Consider the following 12,487-nt stretch of genomic DNA (forward strand, 5'->3'; position numbering starts at 1 on the left):
TGCTGTGAAAGTCATGGGCCGCGTGCACGGCGGTTAGTTTCCGGGTCCGGCTTCCTCGGCCAGCTGGAGGAAGCGAGCCGCGAGTTCCGCCCCGCCGTCGGGATCCCTGGCAACCAACAGCAGAGTGTCGTCGCCTGCGATCGTACCCAATACCGACGGCATTACGGAGTGATCGATGGCCAGTGCCAGGAAGTTCGCGGCCCCCGGAGGTGTTCGCAGGACCACAATGTTGCCCGAGGCCTCGGCAGTAACCAGCAGCTCACCGCATAGCCGGGAAAGCCGTGCGTCCAGGATCTCCTGCGTGACGCCGCTCTTGGCATTGCGGTCCCCGCCCTCCCCCGGAACGGCATAGACCAGGGCGCCTTCCTTGCCCCGAACCCTCACCGCGCCAAGTTCCACAAGGTCGCGGGACAGCGTGGCTTGGGTGACCTGAACGCCGTCGTCCGCCAGCAGGGCTGCAAGCTCTGCCTGGGAACGCACGGACTCACCCGTCAGAATCGCGGTGATACGCGCCTGACGGGCAGTCTTGGTGGCCGGGCTGGCGCCCGGAGCCGACGGGTTCGTGGACACTAGAACGTGCTCTCCCCAGTGCCTTCAATGGGAGACAGCCCGTCCACGAACGCGAGTCCGGAACGGTGCATCAGCCATGCCATGAGTGCCTTCTGGGCGTGGAGGCGGTTCTCCGCCTCGTCCCAGACGATGGACTGCGGGCCGTCGATGACGCCGGCGGAAATTTCATAACCACGGTAAGCGGGAAGGCAGTGAAGAACGACGGCGTCGGGTGCGGCCTGTGCCATGGCTGCCTCATCGACGGAGTAGTCGCGGAACAACTGCATCCGGGCTTCCTTCTCCGCTTCCTGTCCCATTGACACCCATGTATCCGTGGCCACGACGTCGGCGCCCTTGAGGGCCTCTGCGGCATCGCTCGTGATGAGCACAGAGCCACCGGTCTCGGCAGCACGCTCTTCTGCTGCAGCAACGATTTCGGCTGCGGGCAGGTAGCCTTCGGGTCCTGAAATGCGAACGTGCATGCCAGCGGTGACCCCAGCCAGAAGGTAGGAATTGGCCATGTTGTTGGCCGCATCACCGAGGTAGGCCATGCTCAGGCCTTTCAGTTCACCTTTGTGCTCCTTGACCGCCAGAAGGTCCGCGAGGAGCTGGCAGGGGTGGTAATCGTCGCACAGGGCGTTGATGACGGGGACCTTGGAGTTTTCCGCCATGGCCACCAGGCCGGAGTGGGCCCCTGTACGCCACACGATGGTGGAGACCATGCGCTCCAGGACCTTGGCGGTGTCCTCCACGGATTCCTTGTGGCCGATCTGCGCTTCACCGGGATTGATGATGAGGGCGTTGCCGCCCATGTCCGCAATGCCGGTGGCGAAGGAAACACGGGTACGGGTGGAGGTCTTGTCGAAGATGACAGCCACGGTCTTGCGGCCATTGCCATCGGCCGCGTATGGCTGGACGCTGTACGGCGCCGCTTTCATCCGGGCAGCGAGCTCAAGAACCTCGGCTTGCTCAGCCGGGCTCAGGTCCGTGTCCTTCAGGAAGTGACGGGTGGTGGTAGATGTAGTCACTGTGCGTCCTTAGCAGTTTGGGCGGTAGCCGTGGCAATCAGCTCAGGCAGCGCCGCCAGGAATCGGTCCGCCTGTTCGATCGTGAGGATCAGCGGAGGTGCCAGCCGGATGGTCTTGGGCCCCGGGCTGTTGATGATGAATCCAGCGTCCAGTGCTGCGATCACCATTGCCTGCGCCACGGGTGCGTCCACGTCGAACCCGATCAACAGGCCTTCACCGCGGACCTCGGTCACGGCGTCCACTCGGGCAAGGCCCTCGCGTAGGTGTGCCCCAACACTCAGGACATTCTGGAGGACACCCTGGCTCTCGATCGCGTGCAGCGTGGCAAGAGCGGCCGCCGTGGCCACAGGGTTTCCACCGAAAGTGGTTCCGTGCTGTCCGGCGGTGAGCAGGGCCGACGTCGTGCTTCCGAAAGTAATCAGCGCGCCGACCGGGAACCCGCCACCAAGGCCCTTGGCAAGCGTGATGGCGTCGGGCACGATGCCGGCATCTTCGCTGGCCAGCCATTTGCCCGTCCGGCCGATGCCGGTCTGGACCTCGTCCAAAATCAACAAGGCACCTGCTGCCGTCGTGGCTTCGCGGGCTGCCTGCAGGTATTCGGCGCTCAGCGGCCGGACACCCGCTTCGCCTTGGATTGGTTCCAGGAAGACGGCTGCTGTGGATTCGTCGACGGCGGAGCGCAGGGCTTCGATGTCACCGAACGGGATGTGGACCACACCGCCGGGCAGGGGCTCGAACGGTGCCCGGTAAGCCTCTTTGGCCGTGAGTGCGAGGGCACCCATGGTGCGGCCATGGAAGGCGCCTTCAAGGGCGATGATCCTGGTGCGTTTGGCGTCGCTGTTCCGGCGGGCCAGCTTGAACGCTGCCTCGTTGGCTTCCGTGCCGGAGTTGGCAAAGAAAACCTTGGAACCGGCGGGAGCGTTAGTGATGGCCAGGAGCTTTTCAGCCAGGGCAATCTGCGTGGGGCTCGTAAAGAAGTTGGACACATGTCCAAGCGTGGCGAGCTGGCTGGAAATGACCGAGGTGACGAACGGGTGGGCGTGGCCCAGGGCGTTCACGGCAATACCGCCCAGGAGGTCCAGGTATTCCTTGCCGTCGGCGTCCCACACGAGGCAGCCTGCACCGCGGACCAGGACCCGCTGAGGTGTGCCGAAGACACCCATGAGGGACGACGAGTAACGGGCAAGCCAGTCGGCTCCATTACTAACCCCAGTTATGACAGAAGCTTTGGCATCCGATCCGGCGATGGGGCCCCGGGTGTGGTCGGGCACCGCGAAGCGGGCGGGGGTCCCATCGCCGGTCGGGCTGAGGCCAACAGTTTCGCTCATGCGGTCACTTCCTCGTCGGGTACTACCTGCGTGCCGATACCCGCAGTGGTAAAGGTTTCCAGCAGCATCGAGTGCGCCAGACGGCCGTCAACGATGTGTGCTTGTTCCACACCTTCGTCGATGGCTTTGAGGCAGGCTGCCATCTTCGGGATCATTCCGGACTCGAGCCTGGGCAGCATCTCGCGGAGTTCCGATGCGGTCAGCGATGAGATCAGCGATGATTTGTCCGGCCAGTTCGCGTAGAGGCCCTCGACGTCGGTCAGGATGACGAGCTTCGTGGCGCCCAACGCCGAAGCAACAGCTGCGGCCGCCGTGTCTGCGTTGACGTTCAGGACCTGGCCGGTAGTGGGACCGGAACCGTTACCGTCGTCGAGGATTTCCGGGGCGACCGTCGAGATCACCGGGATGCGACCGGCGTCGAGGATGTCCTTGATACCGGCGGGGTCCACGCCAACGACTTCGCCCACCAGGCCGAGGTCAACTTCCTCGCCGTCCACCACGGTGCCGGTTCGGACTGCGCGCAACAGGCCGCCATCCTCGCCGGACATTCCAACAGCGTACGGACCATGGGAATTGATCAAGCCCACCAGTTCGCGTCCCACCTGACCGGTGAGGACCATGCGCACCACGTCCATGGCTTCCGGAGTGGTGACGCGCAGTCCACCCTTGAACTCGGACTCGATGCCAAGCCTGCCCAGCATGGAGTTGATCTGGGGGCCGCCGCCGTGGACCACCACAGGGTGGATGCCCACGTGGTGGAGGAACACGATGTCCTCGGCGAAGGCCCGGCGAAGGTCATCGTTGACCATGGCGTTGCCGCCGTACTTGATCACCATGGTGGTGCCGGCGAAACGCTGGATCCACGGCAGTGCCTCGATCAGCGTGCCCGCTTTGTCCTGGGCTGCTTCCGCCGAGACGTGGCTGGTAGAGGTGGTTTCCCGGGTGTGCGCAGTCATAGTCATCCGCTCAGCTCGAGTATGCGCTGTTCTCATGCACGTAGTCGTGCGTGAGGTCATTGGTCCAGATGGTTGCCTCGGCGTCGCCGGCCTGAAGGTCGATCTCGACGAGGACTTCACGCGGTTCCAGGTCAACAAGGTTACGGTCCTCGCCGATGCTGCCGTTGCGGCAGATCTGCACACCGTTCATGGACACGTTGAGCTGGTCCGGCTCGAACACAGCATCCGTGGTTCCCACGGCGGAGAGCACCCGTCCCCAGTTGGGGTCCTTGCCGAAGATGGCAGCTTTGAAGAGGTTGGAGCGTGCAACGGCGCGGCTCACGATCTCGGCGTCGCGTTCGCTTGCTGCATTGAAGGTACGTATGGCGATGTCGTGGCTTGCACCTTCGGCGTCGCCGATGAGCTTACGGGCCAACTCGGCGCAGACCTTCGTGATGGCCTCGCTCAGCTGCTCCGCTGAAGGCAAAGCTTCCGAGGCACCTGATGCCAGCAGCACCACGGTGTCGTTGGTGGACATACAGCCGTCGGAGTCGGCGCGGTCAAAGGTGACACGCGTGGCGTCGCGGAGGACGACGTCGAGCTCGTCCGCCGGTACCTCGGCGTCGGTGGTGAGGACAACCAGCATCGTTGCCAGGCCGGGGGCCAGCATGCCGGCACCCTTGGCGGTGCCGCCAACGGTGAATTGATTGCCCTCAGCATCAGTCCCTGAGAACACGGCTTCCTTGGACACGCTGTCCGTAGTCATGATGGCTGTTGCAGCAGCCGAACCGCCGTCTGCGGACAGCTCGCCGAATGCGGCTTCAACGCCCGGAAGGATCTTGTCCATGGGCAATTGCTCGCCGATCAGGCCAGTGGAGCAAACAACGACGTCGGAAGCTGAGACTCCCAACACTTCCGCCACTTTCTCGGCAGTGGCGTGCGTGTTCTGGAATCCCTGCGGACCGGTGCAGGCGTTGGCTCCCCCTGAGTTCAGGATCACGGCGTCCACGCGTCCATCGCTGACCACCTGTCGTGACCACTGAACAGGAGCAGCGGCTACGCGGTTTGAGGTGAAGACTGCAGCAGCCGACTTTTGCGGACCGTCGTTGACGACAAGGGCAAGGTCCGGGTTGCCGGATGCTTTGATGCCGGCTTTGATGCCGGAAGCCCGGAATCCCTTGGGTGCGGTAATGGTCACGGTGCAACTCCCTGCAGGTTCAGGCCGGCGGTTTCGTCCAGGCCGAGGGCAATATTCATGGACTGCACGGCTCCGCCGGCAGTTCCCTTGGTGAGGTTGTCGATGGCGCACGTCACGATCACACGGCCAGCGTGCTGATCAAAAGCCACCTGCATGACGGCGTGGTTGGAACCCTGCACCGACTTGGTAGTGGGCCATTGGCCTTCAGGCAGGAGGTGGACGAACGGTTCGTCGTCGTAGGAGTCCGCCCAGGCTTGGCGCAGCTCCGCGTAGGTAACGCCGTGGCCAACTTTTGCCGTGGCCGTGGTGAGGATGCCACGGCTCATCGGCGCCAGGGTGGGAGTGAAGGACACTGTCACTGGCTCGCCGGCGGCATTGGACAGTCCCTGCTCGATTTCCGGAGTGTGCCGGTGGCCGCCGCCAACACCGTAAGGACTCATGGAACCCATGACTTCGGAGCCAATCAGGTTGACCTTTGCGGCCTTGCCGGCACCGGAAGTACCGGAGGCCGCGACAATGACGACGTCGTCCGTCAGGAGGAGATTGTTGGCGAACCCGGGCGTCAAGGCGAGCAGGGCCGACGTCGGGTAGCACCCAGGAACGGCGATGCGCTTGGCACCCTTGAGGGCGTCGCGCTGTCCCGGCAGTTCAGGGAGCCCATACGGCCAGGTGCCGGCATGGGCCGAGCCGTAAAACTTTTCCCATGCAGCCGCATCCTGCAGGCGGTGGTCCGCCCCGGCGTCGATGACTACTGTGCCTTCCGGCAATTGGGCAGCGATCTCCCCAGAAGCGCCGTGCGGGAGGGCCAGGAAGACGACATCATGCCCGGACAGGTTCTCCACAGTAGTGTCTTCGAGAATCCGGCTGGCCAAACCGTGGAGATGCGGCTGCAACTCCCCTAGTCTGGAACCGGCGTTGCTGTGCGCAGTGATCGCACCGATAGTGACGTTCGGATGGCCTGCCAGCAGGCGCAGCACTTCTCCCCCGGCGTAGCCGCTGGCACCGGAGACGGCAACAGAAATAGTCATAGCTCCACTGTACAGCAAAACTATTCATGGTTGCCGATATTTATGCATGCCGTCTTCTGGCAAGTGCACGGCGTCACATAGGTTAGTGCCGACGGCGTATGCTTAGTGGAGGGTGATCCAGACCGTGCAGTCCGAACGTCGGCTGCAGCGTTGCCCGTTAGCGATACGGGGCACATATATGGCACCCACGTCCACCGCTGAGCGCCCCAAGACACGCGCAATTCAGCCAAACCCCGTTGTTCAAAGCTATTCGGAGCTCCTTAAGAGCGTGAAAGCTGCCGGTCTCCTCGAACGGCGCAGCGGGTTCTACATCTGGCTCTTCGTAGCCCTCATGATCCTCATGGCCGCCACCTGGACAGGCTTCGCCCTCTTGGGTGATTCCTGGTTCCAGCTCCTGATCGCTGCCGCCGTGGGTATCTTCTGTACACAGTTGAGCTTCCTGGCCCACGAGGCCGGACACAAGCAGATCTTCGCTTCGCGTCGTGCCAACGATTGGTCAGCCCGCCTCCTGGCAACAGGAATCGCCGGCATCAGCTACTCCTGGTGGGAGCAAAAGCACGGTGCCCACCACAACCATCCCAATGTCATTTCCAAGGACCCTGACATCCGGAACAACGCGCTGGTCTTCTATGAAGATGCAGCCGCCGAACGCAAGGGACGCCTTGCCTTCCTGACCAAGAAACAGGGCTGGTTCTTTTTCCCGCTCCTCACACTCCTTGGCCTGAGCCTGCAGTTCGACTCTCTTCGCTTTGTCTTCGGCAAGCAGAAGGTACGCCACCGCTGGGTGGAGACGCCTATCCTGGTTGCCCGTCTTACCGCACTTCCGGTCCTCGCCTTCACCTTCCTGCCCATCGGTATGGCGTTTGCGTTCCTCGGTGTCCAAATCATGGTCTACGGCTTCTATATGGGTGCTTCGTTTGCCCCCAACCACAAGGGCATGCCGGTCCTTCCCAAGGACAGCCGCGTCGACTTCCTCAACCGCCAGATCCTTACCTCCCGCAACATCTCAGGCGGACGGTTCATGGACTTCCTGTTGGGCGGGCTGAACCGTCAGGTGGAACACCACTTGTTCCCTGACATGGCCCGGCCCCAGCTTCACAAGGCCGCAGGGATCGTCCGCGAGTTCTGCACGAAGCACTCCATCCCATACACGGAAACCACGCTGATTCAGTCCTATGGGATAGTAGTCAACTACCTCAACGAGGTAGGCCTGGCAGCTGGACGTGGCTTCGACTGCCCCGTGGCTTCGACGCACGGACGCTTCTAGGCCTCCACAACCAAAGGCGGCATCCTTCATAGGATGGGTTCTGGAACCGGGCACCGGAAGGACCGTCCCGGAGTAAGGAGCCACCATGACGCACGCCATTGTTGCCAAGGAGCCCGGAGGACCTGAAGTCCTCGAATACGCCTCCGTGGAGCCACCCGTACCAGGTCCCGGGCAGCTGCTGATCAAAGTCGCAGCTGCCGGGGTCAATTTCATCGAAACCTACCAGCGCCGCGGCACCTACAAGGTTGCCTACCCCTTCACCCCCGGCGCGGAAGCCGCCGGAACGATCGAAGCAATCGGTGAGGGCGTCGAGGACTTCTCGGTAGGTGACAGGATTGCCACCGCCGAAGGCTCCAGGACCTACGCTGACTACGCACTTGTGGACGCTTCAAAGGCACTCCCCGTGCCGGCCGGCGTCGACGATCACACTGCCGCTGCCCTGCCGCTGCAGGGAATCACCGCCCACTACCTGATGAACTCCTCCTTCCGTGTGGAACCCGGGCACACGGTGCTGCTGCACGCGGGAGCCGGTGGTGTGGGACTGCTCCTGACCCAACTGTTGAAGGCACGTGGCGCAAGGGTCATCACCACGGTTTCTTCCGACGAAAAAGCCGACCTCTCCAAGCTCGCCGGCGCCGACGAAGTCCTGCGCTATGAAGGCTTCGCGGACAAGGTCCGCGAACTCACCGACGGCGAGGGCGTCAACGTGGTGTACGACGGCGTGGGCAAGGATACGTTTGACGACTCCCTGCGAAGCCTGCGCATCAGGGGTGCCATGGTGCTCTTCGGCGCCGCTTCAGGGCCCGTCCCCCCGTTCGATCCCCAACGCCTGAACTCCGGCGGCTCCCTGTCATTGACCCGCCCCACGATGGGCCATTTCGTCCAGAACACCCACGAACGGCGTTGGCGTTCAGCTGAGATCTTCGAGGCCGCAGCGAACGGTACGCTGGCGGTTCGCGTCGGCGCTACCTACCCCTTGGCCGAAGCGGCGCAGGCGCACCGAGACCTTGAAGGGCGCCTCACCACGGGGAAGGTCCTCCTGCTTCCCTGATCGCCCCGATTAACGGAAGAACCTCTAGTGGGCCGGCCGGCTGTGACGGCAAAGCGAACATCGGTGCAACAAACGGTGACAGGCAGGAAGCGTCCGACACCTTTTGTTCACCTTTCTGGGCAAAGCTGACTACGTGAGCACAGAACGATCTGCCGTGGCCGGGAACATGCATGACTTGGCCAGCTACCGCCCCCAGTTTCCGGGGGCGTCTGCAGCACCGGCCCAGCGGACTCTGGTGGATATCCTCGAAGCGACCGCAGCCGCTTTTCCGGAGTCCTCGGCACTGGACGATGGCCGGAAATCACTGAGCTACACCGAGCTGCTCGCAGCAGTCCGCACGTTCGCGCGCGCCCTGAACGCCGCCGGTCTTGGCCGAGGGGACAAGATCGGCGTCCGCATCCCATCAGGCACCAGTGATCTCTACGTCGCCATCCTGGGAATCCTCATGGCCGGGGCAGCCTACGTCCCCGTGGATGCGGACGACCCCGAGGAGCGCGCCCGGCTGGTTTTTGGCGAAGCAAGGGTGGCCGCTGTCATTGGTGCCGGCCTGGCCGTTGAGCTGGCAGGCGAGGCACGGGAGGCTGTCCCGGAGGCGCAGAAACCTGGGCTGGATGATGACTCGTGGATCATCTTCACCTCCGGTTCGACTGGCACACCGAAGGGCGTGGCCGTCAAACACCGCTCCTCGGCCGCCTTTGTGGACGCCGAAGCCCGTCTCTTCCTGCAGGCCGATCCGATCGGCCCGCAGGACAGGGTCCTGGCTGGCCTATCGGTTGCGTTCGATGCTTCCTGTGAGGAGATGTGGCTGGCCTGGCGGCATGGCGCCTGCCTGGTACCGGCTCCACGCGCCCTTGTACGGACCGGCATGGATCTGGGCCCATGGCTCATCAACCATGGCATCACCGTTGTTTCCACGGTGCCCACCCTTGCTGCTTTGTGGCCAGCCGAAGCCCTTGAGAATGTGCGTCTTCTCATCTTTGGTGGCGAGGCCTGCCCGCCTGAACTCGCCGAACGGCTCGCCATCGACGGCCGTGAAGTCTGGAACACCTACGGGCCCACCGAGGCCACTGTTGTCGCCTGCGCGGCTCCCTTGGGCGGACCCGGCCCGGTTCGGATCGGACTTCCGCTGGACGGCTGGGACCTCGCCGTCGTCGACTCCGCCGGCGTTACGGTGGCCGAAGGAGAAATTGGGGAATTAATCATCGGCGGAGTCGGACTGGCCCGATACCTGGATCCCGGCAAGGACGCTGAGAAGTACGCAGCCATGCCGACCCTGGGCTGGGAACGCGCCTACCGGTCCGGGGACCTTGTGCGCTTCGAAGCCGAGGGGCTGGTCTTCATCGGGAGGGCAGACGAACAGGTCAAACTGGGTGGCCGACGGATCGAACTGGGCGAAGTCGATGCCGCACTGCAGTCGCTGCCTGGGGTGGGAGGTGCGGCCGCCGCGGTGCAAACGACAGCGGCAGGTAACCAAATCCTTGTCGGTTACCTGGCGCCCACCGAGGGCTACGTACTGGACCTGGACGAAGCACGCAGACAGTTGGGCAAGAGCCTGCCGGCAGCGTTGGTCCCCCTGCTGACGGTTATTGATTCGTTGCCGACAAAGACCAGCGGTAAAGTGGACCGTCATTCGCTTCCATGGCCTCTTGCTGGCGCCGGAGCAAAGGAGGCAGGCAAAGCACCGCTGAATCTGCCGGACGACGCCCGATGGATTGTGGAGCAGTGGGAGTCGGTCCTCGGCAGTCCTGTGAGCTCCCTTGACGCCGACTTCTTCGCGTACGGTGGCGGCTCATTGGCCGCCGCACAGCTTGTTTCCGCGTTGCGCGTTCGCTACCCGATCATCACGGTCGCTGACATCTACGCGACACCCCGGGTTGGCGCATTGATAGATACTGCGCGGCAGTCTCTTCCCGACGGCGGCATGCCGGGTCCCGCCGCGGAGCGCACCGTACGGCCCACAGCTGTTAAGTCGCAGATCTTCCAGGTGCTCATGGGCGTACCCCTGCACATCCTCGTAGGCATGCGATGGTTGACCTACCTCATGGCTGCCAACAGGCTGTTGTCCGATTTCGCGGGATTCACCGCAGCCCCCGTTGTTTCCTGGTGGTGGATCGGGGCTTCGTGGCTGGTTTTTGTGAGTCCACTGGGACGCATGGTTATCTCGGTGTTAGCTGCCCGCATCCTGTTGGGCAAGGTTGAGCCAGGAACATATCCGCGGTCCGGCAAGACGCACCTGCGGCTTTGGCTGGCAGAGCAAATACAGGACCTCTCCGGTGCCATTGGTCTGGCCAGCGCACCCTTCGTGCCCTACTACGCACGGGCCCTCGGGGCAAAGATCGGAAGAGACGTCCATCTGCATTCATTGCCGCCGGTCACCGGCCTGCTGTCCTTGGGAACAGGGGCCAACATTGAGCCGGAAGTGGACCTCTCCGGCTGGTGGGTGGACGGTGATTCTGTCCACATCGGCCAAATCCACGTTGGAGCAGGAGCAGTGGTGGGCTCCCGAAGTACGCTCATGCCTGGTGCCACCATCGGCGCAGGCGCACACGTTGAAGCCGGGTCTGCCGTGCTGGGCAAGGTCAAGGCCGGGCACCTCGTAGCCGGCTCCCCGGCCAAACGCCGCGGAAAAGCGAAACACGAGTGGCCCGAGCCCGGCAGCCGGCGTTCCCTGATGGACCGGCTCTGGTTCTCCGCCTTCGCAGCTGCGTCTGCATTGCTGGCATTGATCCCCTACGTCTCGGCTTTCGCGGGCGCGATGGTGGTCCTTGCTTTCATCCGGGGCCACGACTCCCTGGAGACTGCAGTTCCTCGGGTTGCCCTGGCACTGCCTCTTGCAGCCCTCGTCTGGTTCTTCGGCAACCTCATCCTCATCCTGGCCGTGGCGCGGCTCCTTGGCCTGGGGTTGAAGGAAGGCTACTACCGGGTCCGAAGCCGCATTGGCTGGCAGGTCTGGGCCACCGAGCGGTTGCTGGACATGGCAAGGGACCTGCTCTTCCCGATTTATGCGAGCCTGTTCACTCCACTGTGGCTACGCCTGTTGGGGGCAAAAGTGGGCAAGAACGTAGAGGCATCAACAGTGCTGTTGGTGCCTAGGATGACCACCATCGGCGATGGGGCTTTCCTAGCGGACGACACCATGGTGGCGTCCTATGAACTCGGCGGCGGTTGGATGAGGATCGCCCCTGCCAAGATCGGAAAGCGCTCATTCCTGGGCAACTCGGGGATGACGGCAGCTGGACGGAATGTACCCAAGAATTCGCTGGTGGCGGTGCTGTCAGCAACGCCCGCAAAAGCAAAGTCAGGGACGTCGTGGCTAGGCAGCCCACCTGTGAGGCTGCGCCGCACCGCCGTCAACGCCGACCAGACGCGCACGTTCCAGCCACCCCTGAAACTCAGAGTAGCCAGAGCACTGTGGGAGGCCTGCCGGCTTGTTCCTGTCATCCTCACGGTGGCGATTGCAGCCGGCGTGATGCTGGCTTTGGATTGGATCGCCCGTGGTTGGGGTTACTGGGTGGCGGCCCTGCTGGGCGGTGTTGTGGTTTTGGCAGCAGGCGCCGTGGCCGCGTTCAGTTCCATCATTGCCAAGTGGGTCCTGGTGGGTGCCATCCGTGCCGGCGAGCACCCACTCTGGAGTTCGTTCATTTGGCGGAACGAGGTAGTGGACACGTTCATCGAGATGGTGGGTGCACCCTGGTTCGCCCGTTCGGCCGCGGGCACCCCGGCCCTGGTGTGGTGGCTTCGTGGCCTCGGAGCGAAAATCGGACGGGGAACGTGGTGTGAAAGCTACTGGCTGCCCGAGGCTGACCTCGTGACACTTGGAGAGAATTCAACCGTCAACCGGGGCTGCGTTGTCCAAACACATCTTTTCCACGACAGGGTCATGAGCCTGGATACGGTCACGTTGGGAAATGGTGCCACAATGGGACCACACGGCGTCATCCTCCCCGCGGCCAGCATCGGGAACGGCGGAACTGTTGGGCCGGCGTCGTTGGTCATGCGCGGCGAAACCGTGCCCGCCGGAACATACTGGATGGGAAATCCGGTGAGCCCTTGGGAGGGTCCTGCGGCACTGGCCGCCCGGCTCAAGTAGATTGGGGCAGATC

9 protein-coding genes are annotated in these 12,487 nt (G+C 63.4%); 3 read left to right on the plus strand and 6 right to left on the minus strand.

Annotated elements, in window-relative coordinates:
* Positions 1 to 33 precede the first annotated feature (33 nt).
* From AC1DD7_RS01825 to argC, 6 genes are read right to left on the minus strand one after another with little or no spacing between them, the layout of a single operon-like run.
* Entirely contained in the window at positions 34 to 570 is a 537-nt protein-coding gene (locus tag AC1DD7_RS01825) for an arginine repressor (RefSeq protein ID WP_477513557.1), read from the minus strand.
* Positions 570 to 1,577 (minus strand): ornithine carbamoyltransferase, encoded by a 1,008-nt coding sequence (gene argF / locus AC1DD7_RS01830; RefSeq protein ID WP_477513558.1) that lies wholly within the window; start codon positions 1,575 to 1,577, stop codon positions 570 to 572. Before argF ends, AC1DD7_RS01825 begins: the two co-directional genes overlap by 1 nt.
* A complete protein-coding gene (locus tag AC1DD7_RS01835; RefSeq protein WP_477513559.1) occupies positions 1,574 to 2,905 on the minus strand; it encodes an acetylornithine transaminase in 1,332 nt (443 codons plus the stop codon). The genes argF and AC1DD7_RS01835 overlap by 4 nt, the downstream gene beginning before the upstream one ends.
* Positions 2,902 to 3,861, minus strand: coding sequence for an acetylglutamate kinase (argB, locus tag AC1DD7_RS01840; protein WP_477513560.1), 960 nt, complete (start codon positions 3,859 to 3,861; stop codon positions 2,902 to 2,904). The genes AC1DD7_RS01835 and argB overlap by 4 nt, the downstream gene beginning before the upstream one ends.
* A 10-nt stretch (positions 3,862 to 3,871) precedes the next feature.
* Positions 3,872 to 5,038: a bifunctional glutamate N-acetyltransferase/amino-acid acetyltransferase ArgJ gene (gene argJ, locus AC1DD7_RS01845; protein WP_477513561.1), complete on the minus strand. Its 1,167-nt coding sequence runs from the start codon at positions 5,036 to 5,038 to the stop codon at positions 3,872 to 3,874.
* Complete coding sequence (argC, locus tag AC1DD7_RS01850; RefSeq protein ID WP_477513562.1) at positions 5,035 to 6,066, minus strand: N-acetyl-gamma-glutamyl-phosphate reductase; 1,032 nt, start codon at positions 6,064 to 6,066, stop codon at positions 5,035 to 5,037. The genes argJ and argC overlap by 4 nt, the downstream gene beginning before the upstream one ends.
* A 178-nt stretch (positions 6,067 to 6,244) precedes the next feature.
* On the opposite strand from argC, the gene AC1DD7_RS01855 reads away from it, so the two are divergent.
* From AC1DD7_RS01855 to AC1DD7_RS01865, 3 genes are all read left to right on the plus strand, one after another.
* Positions 6,245 to 7,333 (plus strand): fatty acid desaturase family protein, encoded by a 1,089-nt coding sequence (locus tag AC1DD7_RS01855; protein WP_477513563.1) that lies wholly within the window; start codon positions 6,245 to 6,247, stop codon positions 7,331 to 7,333.
* Between the two features lie 85 nt (positions 7,334 to 7,418).
* Positions 7,419 to 8,384 carry a quinone oxidoreductase family protein gene (locus tag AC1DD7_RS01860; RefSeq protein ID WP_477513564.1) on the plus strand — a complete coding sequence of 322 codons (966 nt, stop codon included), beginning with the start codon at positions 7,419 to 7,421 and terminating at the stop codon, positions 8,382 to 8,384.
* Between the two features lie 166 nt (positions 8,385 to 8,550).
* Entirely contained in the window at positions 8,551 to 12,474 is a 3,924-nt protein-coding gene (locus AC1DD7_RS01865) for a Pls/PosA family non-ribosomal peptide synthetase (RefSeq protein ID WP_477513779.1), read from the plus strand.
* Positions 12,475 to 12,487: the final 13 nt, after the last annotated feature.

The sequence above is a fragment of the Paenarthrobacter sp. 10L412 genome (assembly GCF_056395565.1).